Raw genomic sequence first — 20,078 nt, 5'->3', positions numbered from 1 at the left:
GATGAGCAGCTCGGCCGTGCGTCCGGTCGTCGTGAAGGCTCGTTCGCGCCCGCGCCCGAAGCGCAGTTCGTCGAGCTCGCCGAGGGCGACGCGCAGGTCATGGGAGACTCGCGTGAAGCATGCCCGGGCGCGCGGGAGTATACGCCCGCGTCGGGGCCCGGGGCTCGCGAAGCGATGGCACCTACCGCGCCCGTGCGTCGAAGTGCGCCTTGAGCCGGGTCGCCGAGAGGGCCTTGTCGTAGATCGCGAACTCGTCGAGGACGCCGCCGAAATAGCTCAGGCCGACGTCGTCGTAGCCGATGGAGAGCTTCGTGCCGACCTTCGCCGCTTGACTGCGAGTGTCGGGCGTCGACGCGAGCAGTTCTCCGTCCTTGAAGAGCCTGAGCTCGCTTCCGTCGTAGACACAGGCCACGTGCACGAAGGTTCCGCTCTCGATCCCCACGCCACCGGGGCCGACGGAGCGCGCGAAGACGCCGTTACCCGCCACCCAGCGCTCGCAGACCAGCCCCTCAGTCGAGTTGATGTACGCGCCGAACTGCTGGCGCCCGCCCGAGGACAGGTCCCGCTGAAAGAGCATCTGGTTGGTGCTCTTGATCGTCTGCACGTTGAGCCATGTCTCGAAGGTGAACGGGGCGCGATCCGTGAAATCGATGTTGGCGGCGTCTACGCCCCCGCTGGTGCCATTGAGCAACACCGCGGCGTTTCCCGCGATGGCGCCTGCCGCGCCGAGCGTCACGCCCGCGTTGTAAGCGCCCGGTCGAAGCCCTCCTTCGTCCAATGCGGTGGTCCCGGAGGCTTCCGCAAAGCGGTAGTACGCGAGGGGCGCATCGCTTGTGACGGTCTGCGGGTAGGTCGCTTGCGCGCCGTCTTGCGTCGCGTCACCCCCGCTCCCCGCGTCGCCACCTCCGGCGCCATCCAGCAAGGCTGCATCGCCCGCCGCGTCGTCACCGGTGGCGCCGTCGCGACCGGGTTGGCCGGTGATGCCGTGCGAGAGGTCAGGGATCGTTTCGAGCAACGTGCAGCCGCCTGCGGCGAGCGCCAATGCGAGCGCCCACGTCGCGGTTCGAGCGCGAATTCGCAGTGCTTCGGTTGCAACCGATCTCAGCCGCATCGAGCGCATCATGCTATCACGCTCTTCGTGCTCCACGCCGTGCGCCGGCCCACTTACGCCCCCGCGCGACGCGCCGCCCGCTTGGCCGCGTCACTGTCATTCTTGCTCGTCGCCTCAGAAGCCCTCGCCGCCCCTCCATCGCTCGACCAGTGCCTCGCGGCCTCTGACGGCGCGCAGGCGCGGCGCGACGAAGGCCGCTACACGGAGGCGCGCGCCCTGACTCTCACCTGTGCGAGCGAGGCGTGCCCAGCCATCGTGCGCCGAAATTGCGAGAAGTGGCGGGCCGAAATCGAGGCCTCGATGCCTACCGTGGTCCTCGTCGCGCGCCGCGCCGATGGGACCACGGACGCCTCGGCCTCGGTCTTCGTGGATGGAGCGGCCCTGCTGTCGCGGTTGACCGGGACCCCGGTGGCTGTCGACCCGGGCGAGCGTCGATTCACGTTCCGCCTTGGGGATGCGGTCGCAGAGGTGAAGACCCTCGTGGCCGCTGGCGCGAAGAACCAGCTCGTCGAAGCCCGCTTCGGGGTTGGGTCTCCGTCGCCCTCCCAAGCGGCGTCGCCCGCAGCCGTCGTCGATGCGCCGCCGTCTGAGCCGCCTTCGCCCCGACGTGGCCCTCCGGTGGCGAGCCTGGCGCTTGGGGCGTTGGGCGTCGCGGGAGTCGGGGCGTTCGCCTATTTCGCCGCCACGGCCAAGGGCGATCTCAACGCCATCGAACGCGCGCCCTGCGCCGCCACCAAGACCTGCCCCGAATCGGAGACCGATTCGATCCGGACGCGCTTCCTCGTCGGTGACATCGCCCTCGGCACGGGCCTCGTGTCGCTGGGCCTCGCCACGTGGCTTTGGCTCGACGCCTCCCCGAAGAAGGCCTCGGCGACTGTAACCGTCGTTCCCGGCCTGGTTGCCGCCGCCTTTTCGGCTCCGCTCCCCTGACCGCGTGCGCAGCGGCGCGCCGGTGTGTTGTGCCGGAGAGTTCGTTCCCGGCGCGCCATAAGATACGCTTGGCGACCATGTCGGAATCCCAAGATGGGTCGACGGAGCTGCTCCCGATGGCGCGCTCCGTGTTGCGTCATCGGCCTCGCCTCGCCTGGAGCGACGCCGCCGGCGAGCACGGCCTCGATGTCGTTGACCGAATGCTCGTTGGCTCTTCGCCGGACGTGGCCGCCGTCCTTGTCGATCGCGCCGTCTCCCGCCTCCACGCGCAACTCGAGCTGCACACCGACGGAGTGTGGATTCGTGACCTCGGGTCGCGCAATGGCACCTTCGTCGAAGGTCTCCGCGTCACCCAAGCGCTCGTCCCCGAGGGAGGACGGATCGTCGTCGGCAAGACGACGCTCACGGTCCAACGCGGCGGCGAACCGGCGCGTGTGCCCTTGTGGCCCCACGATCGCTTTGGTCCCCTCGTGGGACGTTCCGAGCTCATGCGCGAGCTCTTCATGCGCCTCTCCGAGTACGCCGCGAGTGATGCGACGGTCCTCGTCCAGGGCGAGACGGGCACCGGCAAAGAGCTTGTTGCGGAGGCGCTCCACGGCGCCTCGGAGCGCTCCGAGCAACCGTTCGTGGTGGTGGACTGCGGTGCGCTCCCGGAGTCGCTCCTCGAAAGCGAGCTCTTCGGTCACGCGCGCGGAGCGTTTACGGGAGCCATCCACGCCCGCGCCGGCGCCATCGAGAGCGCGCACGGTGGAACGCTCTTCCTGGATGAGATCGGCGAGCTGCCTCTCGCGATGCAGCCCAAGCTGCTTCGCGCCATCGAAGCGAAGAGCGTTCGCCGCATCGGCGAGTCGGACTATCGACCGGTGGACGTGCGCGTCGTGGCGGCGACGCACCGCGATCTGCAGGGGATGGTCGCCGCCGGCGCGTTCCGCGAGGACTTGTACTTCCGGCTCTCGGTGTTGCCCGTGACCGTGCCTCCGCTGCGAGCGCGTCCCGAGGACGTCGCGATCCTCTTCGAGCACTTCGTCGGGGCACCGGCGCCAGCCGCCATCGTGACTCGCCTCGCGGAGCATCCCTTTATTGGCAACGTCCGCGAGCTGCGCAACCTCGCGGAGCGCGTGCGCGTGCTTGGCGTCGAGCGCGCCATGGCCCTGTCGCTTGGCGGCGATCCGGCCTTGGCCAGCAGCCTCTTGCCTCCACCGCCTCCAACGGGGCTCGCAACGCCCACCGACCTTCCGGCGGTTCGCACGGACGTTCCCTTCAAGGAGCTCCGCGAGCAGTGGCTCGACCACCTGGAGCGCGGCTACATGGTGGCCCTCATCGCGACTCACTCTCGCAACGTCACGGCGATCGCCGAGGCCGCGGGGCTCGACCGGACGTACGTGCATCGGCTGCTGCGCAAACACGACCTCTGAGCCCTCCGCGCAAGCGAACCCATGTCCGTCGGTCGCTACACCTTGCTCGGGGAGATCGGTGCCGGTGGGATGGCGACGGTCCACCTGGCTCGGCTCCGCGGCCCCATGGGCTTCGTCAAGACGGTCGCCGTCAAGCGCCTCCGCCAAACGCTCGCCAGCGAGAAGGGCTTCGTCGAAATGCTCGTCGACGAAGCGCGGCTTGGCGCCCGCATCCAGCATCCGAACGTCGTGTCGACGCTCGACGTCGTGATTCGACCCGACGAAGTCTTGCTCGTGCTCGACTACGTTCACGGCGAGTCGCTGGCCCGACTGTTGGCGGTGGCACGCGAAGAGAATCGAGACGTGCCGATCCCGATCGTGGCGGCCATCGTCGTCGATGGCCTCCACGGGCTGCACGCGGCGCACAGCACCCGCGACGAGACCGGGACCCCGCTCGACATCGTTCACCGCGACCTGTCACCGCAGAACCTCCTCGTCGGCGTCGACGGCGTCGCGCGAGTCGCCGACTTCGGCGTCGCCAAGGCTCGAGGCCGCGTGCAAGAGACCGAGAGCGGCGTCATCAAAGGGAAGGCCGCGTACATGGCGCCGGAGCAAGCCCACGGCGCGACGGTCCAGGCGTCGGACATCTTCTCGATGGCGGTCGTGGCTTGGGAGATGATCGCCGGCGAGAGGCTCTTCAAGGGCACCACGCCGGGCGAGACGCTCGCCAACGTGCTCGTCGGCAAAGTTCGTCCGTTGTCGATGCGGGCCGATGTCCCGAAGTGGCTCGAAGACACGATTCGGAAGGGGTTGCAGCGCGATCTAACGAAGCGCTTCTCGACGGCCCTCGAGATGGCTCAAGCCATCGAAGCCGGCGGGAAGCTCGCGAGCCGCGATGAGGTCGGCGCGTGGGTGCGTTCGCTCGTCGGCAAGTCGCTCGATGAGCGCGACAGCCTCATCTCCTCGACGGGGAACTCGGCGCCCATCGCCGCCGGCGAGCTCTTGGCGCTCACCCTGACGAGCGAACCCCGACCCTTCCCTCGCCGGCGGCCGTGGATCGCAGTGGCGCTCGTGGCGTGTGTGGCCGGTGGCGCCTTCGCGGCGGCCATGTTGCGACCGACCACGACGGCCGATCCCGCCGATGCCGACGTCACGGCCTTGGACGCGGCGGCGCGCGTTGGCGTCGCTAGCTCCACGTTCGACGCCGCGCTGGAGTTGGACGCGGCGCTCGCCCTCGACGCGGCTCCGGACGCTGATGCCACCGACGCGGCCAAGGTGACGGTGAGCGCGAGTTCAGCCTCGGCGCGAGAGAATCCAACGAGAGCTCCCGCGAAGGGACGGCCGGGCCCAAAGCCCAGGGGGAGAGACTGCGACCCGCCCTACATCGTCGACGCCAACGGTCGCATTCAATACAAGCGCGACTGCCTCAAGCGCTGACCGCGGGACCGCGCGCCACAGCTGTAGACGCTCGTCCATCGCCTCGGCCGCTCGCGTGGGAAAAACGTCGATGTGAGCGGCGTAGGGCGCCGGCCGCCGCGCGGCACGACGAGTGCTTCTCCAGCCAGCATGCAAAGCGTGAGGGTGATGCTCGCTGCCTTGAGCCTGCTCGCTCCGTCGACCGTCGCCCTGGCGGCGCCGGTGGCACCGACGCGAGACAAGCCGGCCACGGAGCAACGGGCCAGTGACAAGCCGGTCGCCGCGCCTGTCGAAGCCAAGCCCGGCGAGCGAAGTGAAGAGGCGACGCTCCTCGTCCGACCCTCGGCCGGCGTGGCGGGGCGTCACTTCGGGTACGCCGACGGTCTCTCGCGCGGCCTGCGCTCCTACGACGTGCCCGTTACACCGACGCTCGGCCTCGGGGCTGAGCTCTATCCGGCGCGCACGCTGGCGGGCCTCGGCGGGCTGGGGTTGTTTGCGGATTACATGGAAGCCGTGGGGCTCGTCTCCGAGCGCGGCGGCGAGCCGGCGAACGCCGTCTGGCGTCGCTTCGACGTGGGCGTCCGCTACCGTCTGAACGTCGGGCGCGGCTGGCTCCTGGGGGGCCGCGTCGCTTACGGCGGAAGCGACTTTCACCACGACGGAGCGACGCGGCTCGACACGGCGCCCGTCGACGCGTCGTACCGGATGCTCCGCGGCGGCCTCGACGCCCGCGTGCAAGTCGGTGCGTTCGCGGTCGTGGCTGGCGTAGACGGCCTCAAGCCCGATGACCTAGGACCGCTCGCGGTGCGCTTTCCGCGCGCCGAAGGCCTCGGCCTCGCGGCGCGCGCGGGCGTCGCCACGCGGCCCTTCCGTCACATCGAGCTCGGCGCGCAAGCGGCCTACGAGCGCTTGGCGTTCCAGCTGAACCCCGAACCGGGCGACAAGAACGTGGCCGGCGGTGCCCTCGATGAGCACTGGCGTTTGGAGGCGAATGCGACCTTCTTCTATTGAGGGGCGTGCGGCCGCCGCCGCCGCCGCCGCGACGACGCTGACGCGGCTCGCGCGGCGCAGCTCGACGCAGGCGATTTTGGCGCTCTCGTTGTGCGCGAGCATGGCGTGCGTCGGCGGCATCGACGATCCGGCGCGCTTCCTCGCCGCCATGGGCGACGCCGCAGCGCCGCCGCCGCGACTCGCGTGCGTCGACGCCGTCCCCGCGATGTTTGCTTCGAGCTGCGCCGGCGCTGCATGCCACTCGGCGGGGGGGCCGTCGGTCGATCTCCTCAGCCCCGATGTTGCAGCCCGCGTCGTGGGCGTTGCAGCTCGTTCTGGCGGCGGAGTCTTGGCGGACGTTCAGCGCCCCACCGAAAGCGTGCTCTTGCGCCGACTCTTGGGGACGAGCGCCGGTCCCGTCATGCCGCCGGGGGCGCCGCAGGTGTCTGCCGAAGTCGCGCGTTGCGTCGAGGCGTGGATCGGCGACCAGAAGGCGCCGGGCGTGCTTTCGCCGGAGCCGCCGCCGGCCGTCGTGCCCACGACCCCGGGCGCCGCTGATGCGGGCGTCGACGTCGCGGCGCCGCCAGTGACAGGGACGACGGTGCGGGTCGCGGCCGGCAGCGATGCACCCTACACGGATCCCGGAGGCCGTGTTTGGTCGGCTGATGTGGGCTCGAGCGGGGGCATGACGGTCAAGTTCGACCCGCCGCCGACCATCCTGGGCACCACGACGCCGGCTCTTTATCAAGCGGAGCGCTACGGACCGGGGGCAGCGTTTCGGTATTCGTTCGACGCAAAGAAGGGGAAGTACAAAGTCACGCTCAAGTTCTCCGAGAACTACTACACCGGGCCCGGGCAACGGACGTTCGACGTCGACGTGGCAGGACAGCGCGCGCTTTCGGCCTTCGACATCTTTCAGGCGGCGGGGGGCAAGGACAAGGCCGTCGATCGCGACGTCACCATCACGCTTGCGGCCGATGGCCCCCTCGAGCTCGTGTTCTCGCCAGTCGTCGAGAACCCAAAGGTGAGCGCGATTGAGATCGTGCCGGCGCCGTGACGTGCTCGCCTGCGGCACAGGTGAGGCTCGATCAGTCGAGGACGCTCACCTTCGTGAGCGCTTCTGAGGTCGCCCACAAGGCCGCCGCCGCTGCTTCATCGCGGGCGGCGCGCGTTGCCTCGACGCGGATGGCAGGCCCTCGGAGTTCGAGCAAGCCGCTCGGCCCGTAGTAGTCGCCGCCCTTTGCGGCCGGATCCGTCGCGGCTCGCAGTTGTGGCCACGCGCCCGCCTCCACGGACTGCGCGAAGAGCGCGTTGCCGATGGCCATGCCCAGGCCTTCCCACTTCGGCGTACCGAGCTGCACGCCGCGCCCTTGAAGCTCGGTGGCGGCGTACCCCGGGTGTGCGCCCGCAGCGACCATCGTGAGCTTGTGCCTCTCGGCGCGACGAGCAAGCTCGAACATGAAGAGCAGGTTGGCGAGCTTGCTTTGCTTGTAGACGGTCCACCGATCGTACGGGCGCCGCTCGCACAGGAGATCGTCCATGAGCTCGAGCTTGCCCATCTTGTGGTAGTTGCTCGAGACCGCCACGACGCGAGCCGCGTGAAGCTTCGGCAAGAGCAGGCCGACGAGCGCGAAGTGACCGAGATGGTTGACGCCCATTTGTGTCTCGAAGCCATCGGCCGTCTTGCTCTCGGGGATCGCCATGAGGCCCGCGTTGCAGATCAAGGCCGCGATGGGCTGGGACGCGGAGAGTTCGCGCTCGCTGAAAGTTCGAATCGACGTGAGCGAGCCAAGATCGAGCAGCTCGAGCGTGACGCGTTCCGGTTCGCTCGTAGCTTCGCGGAGCTCCTTCTGGGCGGCTTCGCCGCGAGCCCGGTCGCGGCACAAGAGCACCACCTCGCCGCCCTTGGCCAGAAGGACGCGCGCCGTCTCGCGGCCGAGTCCTGTGTTTGCGCCGGTGACAAGGAAACGTTTGCCTGAAACGTCCGGCACGTCTTGGTCGGTCCATCCGCTGCCGCTCATCGCCTGGATGTAGCTCGTTTCGACCGTGGGGTGGCGCCTCTTCGTCTGTCGCGCCGCGGTGACGAGGCGACAGCAGCCCGATCCTGTCGGTCCGACGGGCCGCGTGTTTCTCGGCGAATTGCGACGCCACGCGCGGGGCAACGTGGGTACGTCCCTTGCTGCGCCCACGGCATGCGCACCGCCTGGATCCTGGTCTTGTCGTCCGCCTGGGCCTGCGGCGGCTCGGCTGCCTCGACCGAGCTCGCGACATCCAGGCAGCGCATCGTGGGGGGCGCGCCATCCGACGCCACGCAGGAGAGCGTCGTCCGCCTCGACGTCGATGGCGAGTTCGCATGCACCGCCACGCTCGTCGCGCCCAACCTCGTCTTGACGGCGCGCCATTGCGTGGCCGACATCGACGAGACCCGTGGGGACTGCGGCGTGTTCAGCGCGAGCTTGAGGCCGGAGCGACTCACGATCTCGGTGGGCCGCGACGCGAAGGCCACGGGCGTGATGGGAAAGGCCATCTTTGCCGAGGCGAGCTCCGACGCGTGCGACACAGACCTCGCTCTCTTGCAGCTCGCCGCCGATGTGCCGGCGGCGAAGGTCTCGGCTGTACGACTCGACGTTGCCGTGCTCGGTGAGACGGCGAGTACGGTGGGCTACGGGGACGACGGCTCCTTCGTGGGCATCGAGCGACCGCGCGCGCAACGCGCCAACCTGCTCGTCGACGCGATCGGCCCGGCCTCCTACGACTACAAGGCCAAGGACGGCAGCGTGATTCCCGTCGACATCTCGGCCGGCGAGCTCGTGACCGGTGAGTCCACCTGCTCCGGTGACAGCGGGGGACCGCTCTTCGACGCGAAGAACGCCATCATCGCGGTCACGTCGCGCGGCGTCGACGACGAGTGTGTGGACCGGCCGAGCGTCTACGCTGCCGTGTCGGCGCATCGCGAGCTCATCGAGAAGGCCTTCGAGGCCGCCGGGCATCCGGTCGGCGCGACGCCAGCACCGAACGAGCCGCCGGCGGGATCGCCGCAAGCTGCTCCTGCGGCGCCACCGGCTCCGCCCGTCACGACCGGCGGCGAGATTTCCGTCGAAGCGAGCGGCTGCTCCGCGTCGCCCCGCTCGACTCCGCCTTTCGCCATCTGTTCGACGGTGCTCGCGATGACGTTGCTGGTGCGTCGTCGTCGCCGCTAACCGTTCGGTGGCTCGGTGCCGCGCCCAGCGGTGAGCCCCTTGCTCGCCGCGAGGCTCCAGAGCGAGAGAACCCTCGCATCCTGAGGCGCTGAGCTCCGCGCCGCATCGAGAAACTCGCGAACCTTCTCCTTGTCCGGTTCGAGCGCCGCGACGGCCTCCTCGAGTCCCGTCAGCAAGAGGTCGAGGGGCCAAAGCTTCGCAGGCAAGCCTGACAGGTACGCGGTGGCGCGGACGGGTTTTCGCACCTCGAGCCACGTGAGCAGATCGTTTGCCAGCGGCACCGTCGCGCTCTCCGCAAAGCGACGCGAGAACTGTTCAAAGACGTCCCGCACGTCAAGGGACGTGACGCCAGGCGCGGCCAAGAGGAGGCGCAGATCGGTCGTCGAGCCCTCGAGATCACCTGCGCCGATGCGTGCCGACGCGCGAGCGATGAGCAGCGTTGCGTCGCCCCGCACTTCGTCTTCGCCCACGGCTGCCAGCGCCGCGAGCGCTCTCTCGTATTCGCGCTTCTCGACCAAGGCGCGGATGCTGGTGCGCGGCGAGGGCTGTGAATACGCCGTCACGGCGAGGATCTTCTGCGCCCGGAGCCCGAGGCCTGCGACGTATTCGCAGTCGACCTGGACGTAGGTGCCCGCGGCGACGGCTGCGAGGGCCGGTCCGAGGTCGCCCACGTCGACGTCGCCATGGTGGAACACCAGCCTCACATCGTTGGCCGTTCGGTCTACCCGCAACGTGAGCGTCACCATGTCCGCATCCGAGAGGCCGGCGCCGTGTGAAAAACGCTAGCCTTGGCCGATAGTAACAAGGGGCCGAAAGGGGGGGCGGTTTACTTGCGCCCTCGCCCGGCAACGGCGTACCAGGGAAACATGACGCTCCTAAGCGGTGGCGACGAGCTCGGCTCTGCCGCACCCCATGACGCCGCCGCGCCTGCCGCGCCGGCATCGCGTTCGGCGTACCGGGTCGCACCGCTCCTCTTCTTCTCCGGTGCCTGCGCGCTGGTCTACCAGGTGGCGTGGCAGCGGGAGTTTCGGCTCGTCTTTGGGGCCTCGACGGCGGCATCGGCCGCGGTCATCGCGATCTTCATCGCGGGGCTCGGGGCCGGTGGCCTCAAGCTCGGCCGGAAGGCCGACGGTCATCCGCGCCCGCTCGAGCTCTACGCACACCTCGAGATCGCCATCGCGTTGCTCGCGGCGGCGACGCCGGCGCTCTTCTGGCTCGTGCGCAAGGTGTACACGGCGACCGGCGGCAGCTTCGCCATGGGGCAGGCGTCGGCGTCGCTCTTGCGGCTGGCGTTATCCACCCTCGTGCTTGCGGCGCCGACCTTCCTGATGGGGGGCACCTTGCCGGCGGCGGCCCGCGCCGTCGAGCGCGACGCCGACGCCAGCCGTCGCGACGTGGCGTTGCTCTACGGCATTAACACGCTCGGTGCCGTCTCCGGTGCCGTCTTCGCCACGTTCCTCTCGCTCGAGGTGTTCGGGACGCGCATGACGCTCGTGCTCGCTTGCCTCGTGAACGCGCTCCTGGGCGTCACGGCGCGGGCCGTCGCGCGCACGCTGCCGGAGACGAGCGTCATGCCGCAGGCGGAAGGCGCGAAGGCAGGCCCGACCACCGATCCCCGCGTCGCGCGCTTCGCGCTGGTGGCCGCGTTGCTGGTCGGCTTTGCGTTCTTCCTGATGGAGATCGTCTGGTACCGGATGCTCGGCCCGCTCCTCGGCGGCACGGTCTTCACCTTCGGGCTCGTGCTGGCGGTCGCGCTCTTCGGGATCGGTCTCGGAGGCGCTCTCTACGGTGTCTTCGGCGAGCGGCGCGAGGCCAAAATCAGCGGCTTCGCCGTGACGTGCCTCGTCGAGGCGTGCGCCGTCATCGTGCCCTTTGCGATGGGGGATCGGCTCGCGCTCCTGGCGCTCCGGTTGACCCCGCTCAGCGCCTTCGGCTTCTTGGGCCAGGTAGCCTCATGGGCGGTCGTCGCGGGCATCGTGATCCTCCCGGCAGCGGTGGCCGCCGGGTACCAATTCCCGCTGCTCATCGCCCTCGTGGGGAAGGGAAGGGAGAGCGTCGGCGAGCAGATCGGACGCGTCTACGCTTGGAACACCGTTGGAGCCATCGGCGGCTCGGTGGCTGGCGGCTTCGGCCTCCTGCCGCTCCTCTCGGCGACCGGATCGTGGCGACTCGTCGCGGTCGTGCTCGCCGCCTTGGGCGTCGCCGCCTTGGGACTGTCGCTCGTAAGCGAACGAGCGCCCATGTCGGCGCGTTTGCGAGAGCTCGTTGCACCGTGCCTCTGGCTTGGCGTCACGCTTCCCTTCTTTTGGGCCGACGGTCCGTCGGCGCTGTGGCGGCACACATCCATCGGCGTGGGCCGCGCCGACATGGCCGCGGCGGCGACACCCAACGACAGGAAGTCCTGGGCGACCACGACGACGCGCCACATCGTCTGGGCAAAAGACGGAGTCGAAAGCAGCGTCGCCATCGACAACCGCAACGGCATCGCGTTCATCGTCAACGGAAAGAATGACGGCAATTCGAGGAGCGACGGCGGCACGCAGGTCATGTGCGGCTTGCTCTCGACGCTGCTTCATCCGGCGCCCAAGAAGGGGCTCGTGATCGGGCTCGGAACCGGCAGCACCGGCGGATGGATGGCGAGCGTTCCGGAGATGGAGCGCGTCGACGTCATCGAGCTCGAGCCGCTCGTCCTCGAGATGGCGCGCCGCTCGGCGCCGGTGAATCAGAACGCCCTCCAGAACCCCAAGCTCCGCGTCCTTCTGGGTGACGGGCGCGAGGCCATGCTCACGCTCCCCGACCGCTACGACGTCATCGCCTCCGAGCCGTCGAACCCGTACCGCGCCGGCATCGCCAGCCTGTACACGAAAGAGTTCTACGAGTCGGCCTCGAAGCGGCTCACCGACACCGGCATCTTCGCCCAGTGGCTCCAAGGCTACGAAGTCGACGCGCAGACGGTACGAACGGTCATCGCGACCATCGCGAGCGTGTTTCCTTACGTCGAGATCTGGGAGCTCAAGAAGAACGACATCCTTCTCCAAGCGTCGATGAAGCCGCTGGTGTACGACGTGGAGCGATTGCAGAAGCGGACGCGCGAAGAGCCGTTTCGCTCGGCGCTGCGCGTCGCGTGGCGCACCGAGGGCTTGGAGGGCCTCCTCTCGCACTACGTGGCGCGGCCCACGCTCGCCGCGTCGATTCGAAAGGCCGAAGGCGACGCGCTCAACACCGACGACACGACGCTCGTGGAGTTCGGCTTCGCGCGTGGCCTCGTGCGCTCCTACGATCTCGCGCAAGAGCTCCGGCGTCTCGGTCGACAGCGCAAAGAGGACATGCCCGAGCTCGTGGGAGCCATCGACCCGGTGCGTTCCGCGGAGGAGCGCGCCGCGATGGTGACGACGGGAGGGAGCGGCGATCCGATGTTTCCGCCGGGGTTGCCACCGGCGGTGCTCGCGCGGCAGCGGGCGCGCAAGGCCTCGATGGATCGGGTCTACGGCGTCGCCGTTGAGGAGTGGAAGCGGCAAGAGGACGAGCCAAAGACCTATACGGACATCTGGCTCATGGCCGAAGCGGCGGCGGAGGTTGGAGCCCCGGAGGTCACGGCGCTCATCACGAAGCTCCGTGCTCTGGACCCGCTCGAGGCAACCTGCGTCGAAGCGCGAGCCGCCTGGACCGCGAAGAAATACGACGAAGCCACCGCCAAGACCGTCGAGTTTTTGCACGGCTTGCGCCGCGATCCATGGAGCGATCTGGCCCTCGGGTCCCGATGCCTTCAGCTCGCCGGCCTCTTGCCCAAGCGCGCGCAGCAGCCGGCGGCCCTCGAGGCGCTCGCCGAGGCGGTCTCGCAGCCCTTCGCCGTGAGCCTTCACGAGGTGCAGCGCCTCGCCGTGGCGCGTGAGATCGCCCTCGCGAGGCCGCGCGAACGTTGCGCCGCCGCCTTCGAGTTGAGCGAGCCGTTGCCCGAGTGGACCCTCAGCTCGCTCGAGCAGCGCGCGGCGTGTTACGGGACCACCGGTCATCCGCTCGCGGCGCAGGCGGCCGTCGACCTCCGCGCCTTCCTTCGCGAGGAGCCGCCGCGCTTGGGGCAGGGCCTCGACTGAGCGGCGCGTCTACTTCCCCTGGGACAAGAGCGCTCGGATGCGGCGGCTCGCGCCGTCGTCGGTGTGGTCTCTGAGAAAGGACGCCGACGCGCGCTTCGCGTCGTCTTCGCGGCCTGCCTTCATCAGCGCTTCGACGCGAAGCACCAGCGCTTCGCTTCGGAGCGCGCCCGCTGGGAAGGTCTTCGCGTAGCCATCAAGCAGGGCGAGCGCCTTGTTCGGCTGCCCTGCGCGAACGGAGCGTCTCGCCTGATCGAGCGCACCCAGCTCACCGGCGAGGTTGTCGTCCGCGGGTTTCGGCGCGGCCGCCTTCGGTGCCGAGGTGGCAAGGACTCCAACGGACCCGGTCGAGGTCGAGGTCGGGGTCGGGGTCGGGGTCGAGGTCGAGGTCGAGGTCGAGGTCGAGGTGGCTAGGGTCCTAGCGGACCCGTCGACATGCCTTTCCTCCGTCCCTTCGGGACTCCGTCCCGTCATGTTCGAGGTCGAGGTCGGCGCCGCCTTCGACTCGTCAACAGGAGGCGTCGGCCCCGACGCGGCCCAATAGAGGACCGCGCCCGAAACGAGCGCCGCGCCTGCCACCTTCATCAAGAGGCCACCGCTGCCGCCACCGCTTCCGTTGGCGCCTCCTTTGGCGGGTCCCGGCTCCGGCGGCGGGCCGCCACCGCCGAGGCCGAGGGCGTCGAGCGCTCGCGCCTTGCCCTCCGCCGGCACGACCTCGTCGTTGCCCGCATCAAAGAGGCTCCGCGCTCCGCCGTCGAGCGTGCCGTCGCCCGTGTCGTCATCCGTGCCGCGCCGAGCTGTCACTTGGCCCTCCCGCGAGCGAGGCGTCGCGCGAGGCGCTCCTGGAAGTCTTCGCGCGCGCGTCGCAGACGTGACGCCGCCGTTCCTTCCGGGATGCCGAGGAGCGACGCGAGCTCGCGCTTTCCGTATCCGTCCATTTCCGCCAAGACGAGCACGACGCGCAGATCGTCTTCCATTTCGGCGAGCAGCGAGTCGAGCAGCTCCCGCTGCTTCTTTTTGTCGAGGAGATCCTCTGGCGACGGCTTGTCGGAGGGCTCGCGCCCGGTCACGGGCGGCGCATCACGACGTGCACGCTCCTTGCGCAACCGCGAAGCGATCCGCACGGCGGTGCCCGCGACGAACGCCCGCTCTTTGCCCTCGTCGATGTCGCTCAGCCGCTTTGCCGCAACCATGAACACCTGCTGTGCACCGTCGTCTGCAGTGGCTCCGTCGAGGCCGAGTCGACGAAGGAGTCGCCAGGCGAAGTCGTAGTGGGCGTCGAAGATGGCTCGGAGCCGTTTCTGGTCCGCCCCCGCAAGAGGGCGAGCGGTCGGGCCCTCGTCCTGGTCCGCCTCGTCGGCGGAGTCGGAGGGCGCAGCGAGGCCCTGGACGGTCTCGCCGAACGATGCGTCCTGCGGAAGGCTGCTTTCGACGGGCTTCATGCAAGCGGGTGGGGCGGCGGATCAGGGAATCGTTACGGCCCCGGAAATCCCACCGGAAACGTACACGCTCGGCAGGCGAAACACCTCTCCTTGTAGCTCGATGCGAAACCGCTCTCGCAGCAGGTGCGCGTGACCCGACACGTCGGCCGCCAACACGAAGAGGCCGAAGTGGCGCTCGAGGCGTAGGCCCGCGCCGACGGCGACGAGCACGCGCAGCGCCGGCACGTCGAGCGCCGCGGACGTGGCGTGAACGCCCAAGAGCCACGTGGCCGCCGAGAGCGAGGGAACGAAGAAGAATCCGGAGCCGAGGTCGACGGCGTGCGGACTCGCATCGATCACCGCGCTGCTGCCACGGGCGCGAACGCTTCCCGCGGCGCGCGCCACCTCATGTCCAACGATCACGTCGACGTGAAGTGCGAAGACCGGGCGAAGGAGACCACGCCCTTGTCGCACGTCGGCGCGCGCCGAGAGCGGGAAGTCGACGCCTTCAATGGCGGTGGTCGCGCCGGCGCCCGCACCGACGGCCAACTTCCAACGTGGACCTTCAGGCGTGGCGGGCGGGCGCGCGACCGGTACGAGCGGGAGTGCTGGCGGAGCCGGGGCTGGCGGAGGAGCGGGAGTTGGCGCTGGCGCGGGCACGGGCAGGGCAGGGGCCGCTGCGGGGGGAGGAGGCAGCGAGGCTTCCGTACGCGCGCCTTCCGGATCCAGGAGGATCGCGGCCGTCAGCGCCGAAGCGCCGACGACCGACGCACACTGAGAGCCCTGAATCGTGCGCAACGTCGTTGCGCCCTGCTCGCGGATCACGAGCTTCGCGGTGAATCGACCCTTGGCCTCAGTGATGGTGACGGTGACGCGTCCGGCGGCCCTCTCCGTCTCGCGCACGAGTCGAACGCGCCCGGTTCGTTGGCTCAGCTCTTCTTCAAAGCGCGCGCCGTCGGGACAGCCCGCGGGTGCGGCAAACGTCACCGCGGTGTCGAGAAACTCTTCGGCGGCGGCGGTGCTTGCGCCGAAGACCGCGGCCACGTGCGCCACGAGCGCGAGGGACGCGCGCTTTCGGGCCACCCGTCGCATCGCGCGGCACGTTACCTCGGGCCGAGCTGCCACGCACCGCAACTCGCTCCAAAGAAAAACAGTCCAAAGGCATGGCGCGCCCTGCACACCGGCAGGATATCCTCGCGCGCCGTGGCCCAGCCGCTCACACAACCGTCCGCCGAAGACGTCGCGCGAAGCCAGATGACGGCCTTTGCGCGCTCGTTCGGTCGCGCGCTCGGTCGCGATGTCACCGACGCCGACGCGCTTCACCGGTCCTCCGTTGAGCACGCCGACGTCTTCTGGGGCCATCTCTTGCAGTTCCTCGAGCTCGACGTGGAAGGCTCGCGCGAGCCCGTCCTCTCGGGCACGAGCTGCGAGTCGGCGCGCTTCTTCCCGCGGCTGGCGCTCTCGTTCGCGCGGAACCTCCTGCGCGGCGAGGTCAGCGATCAGGAGCGCCCCGCCGTTGTCGCCGTCGATGAGACGGGGCGCCGTCGCACGCTCACGCGCGCAGCCTTGGCGAGAGACGTGGTCGCTGTCGCCTCGGCGCTCGCCACGCGTGGCGTCGGCGCCGGCGATCGCGTTGTGGCGGTGGCGGCCAATACGCTGGAGAGTGTGGTCGCGTGCCTCGCGGCGGCGGCCGTCGGGGCCTCGTGGTCGTCGGTGGCTCCGAACCTCGGCCTCGACGCGACGCTCGATCGCTTCGGCCAGCTATCCCCCAAAGTCCTCTTCGCGTGTTCGCGGTATCCCTACCAGGGCCGCGTCCACGATGTGAGCGAGCGCACAGCGGCCCTCGCTGCCCAGTTGCCGTCGCTCGAGCTGGTCGTCTCTCTGGACGACGCTCCAGCGACCTCGTCCGTCGACGCGCCGCGTTCGACCCGACTTCCTACCGTCTCGCTCACCGCGCTGGCGGACGAGACCGGCGGCCCCTTCGCGGCGCTCGCCGATCTGCCCACGTTTCCTTTCGATCATCCGCTCTACGTCCTCTTCTCGTCGGGCACGACGGGGCGACCCAAGTGCATCGTGCACGGAGCCGGCGGGACTCTCCTCGAGCACGCGAAGGAGCATCGCCTCCACTCGGACCTTCGCCCCGGCGATGTTCTCTTCTTCCAGACGGCGGCCGGCTGGATGATGTGGAACTGGCTCGTCAGCGCCCTCGCGTCGAAGGTCACGGTGCTCCTCTACGAAGGCTCGCCGACCTTCCCCACGGCCGACGCCCTCTGGCGCCTCGTCGCTGCGGAGCGCGTCACGGTCTTCGGGACCAACCCGGGGTTCTTGCAGCTCTCGCGCGACGCCGAGGTCGAACCGCGGCGCCTCGACCTGGGCGCGTTGCGCGCTGTGCAATCCACGGGGTCCGTGCTGGGAGACGACCTCTTTCGGTGGATCACGTCGGCAGTGAAGTCGGTCCCCGTGCAATCGATCTCCGGCGGTACCGACATCGTCGGCTGCTTCCTGCTGGGCCATCCGAACCTGCCCGTCTACGCCGGTGAGCTTCAATCAAAGAGCCTCGGCTACGACGTCGACGCGTTCTTGCCTGACGGCTCATCGGCCGGCGTTGGCGCCATCGGCGAGCTCGTGTGCAAGAGGCCCTTTCCTTCGCGTCCCGTGGGCCTCTTCGGAGACGACGACGGGTCGCGCTTTCACGCGGCCTACTTCGCCGATCACGACGGCGTCTGGACGCACGGCGATCTTCTCGAGCCGACGGCGAGCGGCGGCGGACGCATCCATGGTCGCTCCGACGGCATCTTGAACGTGCGCGGCGTGCGCATCGGCCCCGCCGAGATCTACCGGGCGCTCTCGGCCGGCGTGCCCGAAGTTGCGGAGGCGATGGCCGTTGAGCAACAGGCGCCGCACGAGATCGGTGGCAGTCGCCTCGTCCTCCTCCTCGTGCTCAAGGAGGGCCAGTCGCTCGGCGCCGAGCTTGAGCGGCGCATTCGCGCCGAGCTTTTCGCGCGGTGCTCCGCGGCGCACGTGCCCGAGGTCATCGTCTCTCGGCTCGACCTTCCGACCACCTACAGCGGCAAGCGCAGCGAGCGAGCCGCGCGCGACGCGGTGAACGGGCGACCCATCGTCAACCTCGGTGCGCTCAAGAACCCCGAATCGCTCGAGGGGCTGGCGGATGCCACGAAGCTCCCGGAGCACGATGCTTCGGCGTCGCCGGAGGAGCTCTCGCTCGAGCGGCTCACGAGGCTATGGGCCGAGGTCCTCGGCTTCGCCACCATCGCCAAGGATCAGTCGTTCTTTGACCTCGGCGGCACTTCGCTTGGGGCGGTCTCGCTCTTGGCCCGCGTCGAGAAGGTCTTCGGCGTGCGCCTCGCGATGTCGAGCCTCTTGGCCACGGCCGCGACGCCAGAGCGCATGGTCCAAGCGCTCCGCGCGGACGACGGCGCGCGGGGCGCGAGCCACATCGTGCCGATCCGAATGCCCGCGGGGCGAGGAGCCTCGGTTCCTGCCTTCTGGCTCCCTGGTGGCGGAGGCCTCAGCGTGCTCGCCTTTCGCGAGGTCTCGATGCGCTTTCCCGAGGGGCAGCCGGTCTACGGCTTCGAAGCGAAGCTCTCCCTCGAGGACGCACCGAAGAGCATCCCCGAAATCGCAAGGCGGTACGTCGACGATCTCGTGCGCTCGTTTCCCGACGTGCCCTATCTCCTCTTCGGCTTCTCCTTCGGCAGTTGGGTCGCCTTTGAGATGGCCATCGAGCTTCGCCGGCGCGGCAAGGAGGTCCCGCTTCTGTGCGTCTTCGACAGCGCGATCCCCGTGGCTCGCTCGCTCGGGGCGCGCGCCGTCATCGCCGCCGAGCGCGCCTCGTACCACGGCAAACAGGTGGCGCGCCTCGCCGCCCATGAGCTGCCCATGTACTTCTCCGGAATCGTCGACCTCGCGTCGCGCCGCGCGAGAGAAGCGGCGTCGCGTTTCGGCCTCGACCTCGATCCGCGTCGCACCACGGAGGCGTCCGGTGACACGGTCTTCGATGAGCTCGACCGGCGGAACCGCGCCGCCGCCCTCCGCTACGTGAAGGGGCCGCTGCCGACCTTCGACGGAAAGATCACAGTGATCCTTGCGGAGCGCACCTCGCAGTCGGCGGTGCGGCCCGAGCTCGACGATCGCCTCGCCATCGGCGCCTACGCCGCGCGCGGTCTCGAGGTGCATCGCGTCCCCGGCGCGCACCTGACGATGCTCGAGCCTCCCGAGGTCGACGGCCTGGCCGAAGTCCTGCGTGGCTGCATCGCGCGCGCGCTTGGTTCTTGAGCGGCCATGTAGGTGCAGAGCGTCGGAGGCTCGGCCGGCCCTGGCGCGCGTCTTGTATCGCCTTGCGGTATCCTCTCGGGGCGCTTCTGAAGTGCACGAGATCCCGACGATGCCGATCGCTCTCTTGATGCGTAGTGCCCCCAAAGCGCGGCCTCTCGCCCGCATGTTCTCCTGCGCGTTCGCGCTCGCCGGGTTGACCTCGTGTGTCGACAAGGACGAGAACCAAGTGCTCTCGCCGGTCGTCGTGGGGATGACGGCGAACACGCCGTCGATCTACTCCGACGGTCAGCTCACGCTGTTTCAGGTGCAAACGCCGGTGCGTCTCCCGATGCGACGCGCCGAGGACGGCGAGCGCACCGCCTTGGGACAAGCGCCCCCGCTTCCTAGGATGCCCCTCACCGTCGCGTCGGACGTCGAGATCACGGTCCGCTTCACGCTCGTCAACCTCGACGACGTTCCCCGCACGGTGCAACTCCTGCTCGACCCGTGGAACGAGTTCGTCCGCTACCGCCCCTTGGTGCAGGTCGTGAGTGAGGACGAGACGACGCCGGACTTCAGCGGCTTCGACAAGTATTTCATCTTGGCGCCGAAGGAGCGCCTCGAGGGGGTGATCACGCCCGACGACACCAAAGAGATGGCCATCGATCTCGCGACCGCCCAAGTGCTCATCGCCAAGCCGCCGTCGACGGCCGCCGGCGCGGTGAACGGCCTCGTGAACCGCGCCATGAACCTGCAGAACCGTTCGTCGGGCTTCGATCCGTTGCTCTCGCCCATCATCGCGACGTTGCCCGCGGTGCCGGCGCTTGTGGGCTTCGACTTGAGCCTTCGCACCACGGAGAAGGCTACCGTCGCCGTCGAGGTCATCGTCGACCTGCGCGACCTCAAAGGCGACCGCATCTTGCCGCCGGGCGACGAGCGAAGAGCCGTCGGCGTGCCGGGCACGATCTTGTCGCCACCGCCGCCGGCGCGGCAGTAAGCGCGCTTCTAGTGGAGCCGGACCTCGCGGCTGCGCGGCGTGTCATCGAGGCGCTGGGCAAACAATGGCCCGCCGCAGAAGAGCCCAGTGACGATCCGGCTGAGCAGGACACCGATGAACTGCTCCGCAGCTACGACGCCATCGTCATGGAGCAGGTGACCAACGGAGAGAACCGCGCGCCGCTTCGGTTCTTGCCGCCGTCGTTCCATCGGACCGACTTTCGGGACTTTCTTCGTGGCATTGTGCGCGACCC

At 69.3% G+C, this 20,078-nt stretch carries 16 protein-coding genes; 9 read left to right on the top strand and 7 right to left on the bottom strand.

Annotated elements, in window-relative coordinates; all coding sequences use genetic code 11:
• Positions 1-181: 181 nt before the first annotated feature.
• On the bottom strand, positions 182-1,111 hold the full coding sequence (locus tag IPG50_17340) for a LamG domain-containing protein (GenBank protein MBK6693950.1): 930 nt from the start codon (positions 1,109-1,111) through the stop codon (positions 182-184).
• 39 nt (positions 1,112-1,150) lie between these two features.
• On the opposite strand from IPG50_17340, the gene IPG50_17335 reads away from it, so the two are divergent.
• From IPG50_17335 to IPG50_17315, 5 genes are all read left to right on the top strand, one after another.
• Complete coding sequence (locus tag IPG50_17335) at positions 1,151-2,041, top strand: hypothetical protein (GenBank protein MBK6693949.1); 891 nt, start codon at positions 1,151-1,153, stop codon at positions 2,039-2,041.
• Between the two features lie 68 nt (positions 2,042-2,109).
• Complete coding sequence (locus IPG50_17330; protein MBK6693948.1) at positions 2,110-3,456, top strand: sigma 54-dependent Fis family transcriptional regulator; 1,347 nt, start codon at positions 2,110-2,112, stop codon at positions 3,454-3,456.
• A 21-nt stretch (positions 3,457-3,477) separates the two neighbouring features.
• On the top strand, positions 3,478-4,872 hold the full coding sequence (locus tag IPG50_17325) for a serine/threonine protein kinase (protein MBK6693947.1): 1,395 nt from the start codon (positions 3,478-3,480) through the stop codon (positions 4,870-4,872).
• Positions 4,873-5,001: 129 nt separating this feature from the next.
• Complete coding sequence (locus IPG50_17320; protein MBK6693946.1) at positions 5,002-5,862, top strand: hypothetical protein; 861 nt, start codon at positions 5,002-5,004, stop codon at positions 5,860-5,862.
• Entirely contained in the window at positions 5,843-6,898 is a 1,056-nt protein-coding gene (locus IPG50_17315) for a hypothetical protein (GenBank protein MBK6693945.1), read from the top strand. Before IPG50_17320 ends, IPG50_17315 begins: the two co-directional genes overlap by 20 nt.
• A 31-nt stretch (positions 6,899-6,929) precedes the next feature.
• Here IPG50_17315 and IPG50_17310 read toward each other — a convergent pair whose 3' ends face one another.
• On the bottom strand, positions 6,930-7,862 hold the full coding sequence (locus tag IPG50_17310; protein ID MBK6693944.1) for an SDR family NAD(P)-dependent oxidoreductase: 933 nt from the start codon (positions 7,860-7,862) through the stop codon (positions 6,930-6,932).
• A gap of 171 nt (positions 7,863-8,033) precedes the next feature.
• Between IPG50_17310 and IPG50_17305 the strand changes: the two genes are divergently transcribed.
• Complete coding sequence (locus tag IPG50_17305; GenBank protein ID MBK6693943.1) at positions 8,034-9,041, top strand: S1 family peptidase; 1,008 nt, start codon at positions 8,034-8,036, stop codon at positions 9,039-9,041.
• Here the strand turns inward: IPG50_17305 and IPG50_17300 are convergent.
• On the bottom strand, positions 9,038-9,787 hold the full coding sequence (locus IPG50_17300; GenBank protein MBK6693942.1) for a hypothetical protein: 750 nt from the start codon (positions 9,785-9,787) through the stop codon (positions 9,038-9,040). The genes IPG50_17305 and IPG50_17300 overlap by 4 nt on opposite strands.
• Positions 9,788-9,907: 120 nt before the next feature.
• Here IPG50_17300 and IPG50_17295 point away from each other — a divergent pair, with 120 nt between their 5' ends.
• On the top strand, positions 9,908-13,135 hold the full coding sequence (locus IPG50_17295; protein ID MBK6693941.1) for a fused MFS/spermidine synthase: 3,228 nt from the start codon (positions 9,908-9,910) through the stop codon (positions 13,133-13,135).
• A gap of 9 nt (positions 13,136-13,144) precedes the next feature.
• On the opposite strand, the gene IPG50_17290 is transcribed toward IPG50_17295, so the two are convergent.
• The 3 genes from IPG50_17290 to IPG50_17280 are packed head-to-tail and all read right to left on the bottom strand — an operon-like array spanning position 13,145 to position 15,645.
• On the bottom strand, positions 13,145-13,936 hold the full coding sequence (locus IPG50_17290; protein MBK6693940.1) for a hypothetical protein: 792 nt from the start codon (positions 13,934-13,936) through the stop codon (positions 13,145-13,147).
• Entirely contained in the window at positions 13,933-14,574 is a 642-nt protein-coding gene (locus IPG50_17285; GenBank protein ID MBK6693939.1) for a sigma-70 family RNA polymerase sigma factor, read from the bottom strand. Before IPG50_17285 ends, IPG50_17290 begins: the two co-directional genes overlap by 4 nt.
• A gap of 21 nt (positions 14,575-14,595) precedes the next feature.
• Positions 14,596-15,645 carry a hypothetical protein gene (locus IPG50_17280; GenBank protein MBK6693938.1) on the bottom strand — a complete coding sequence of 350 codons (1,050 nt, stop codon included), beginning with the start codon at positions 15,643-15,645 and terminating at the stop codon, positions 14,596-14,598.
• A gap of 111 nt (positions 15,646-15,756) precedes the next feature.
• Here IPG50_17280 and IPG50_17275 point away from each other — a divergent pair, with 111 nt between their 5' ends.
• Together IPG50_17275 and IPG50_17270 are read left to right on the top strand one after the other, a co-directional pair.
• Positions 15,757-18,849, top strand: a complete 3,093-nt coding sequence (locus IPG50_17275) for an acetoacetate--CoA ligase (GenBank protein MBK6693937.1) — start codon at positions 15,757-15,759, stop codon at positions 18,847-18,849.
• Between the two features lie 109 nt (positions 18,850-18,958).
• Complete coding sequence (locus tag IPG50_17270; GenBank protein MBK6693936.1) at positions 18,959-19,825, top strand: hypothetical protein; 867 nt, start codon at positions 18,959-18,961, stop codon at positions 19,823-19,825.
• Positions 19,826-19,833: 8 nt separating this feature from the next.
• On the opposite strand, the gene IPG50_17265 is transcribed toward IPG50_17270, so the two are convergent.
• On the bottom strand, positions 19,834-20,034 hold the full coding sequence (locus IPG50_17265; GenBank protein ID MBK6693935.1) for a hypothetical protein: 201 nt from the start codon (positions 20,032-20,034) through the stop codon (positions 19,834-19,836).
• Between the last annotated feature and the right edge of the window lie 44 nt (positions 20,035-20,078).

It is taken from the genome of Myxococcales bacterium, from assembly GCA_016703425.1.
In the GTDB taxonomy this organism is placed as follows: Bacteria; Myxococcota_A; Polyangia; order Polyangiales; family Polyangiaceae; genus JADJCA01.
The sequence above is the reverse complement of the archived record's forward strand: the minus strand, read 5'-3'. Positions and strand labels throughout refer to the sequence as shown.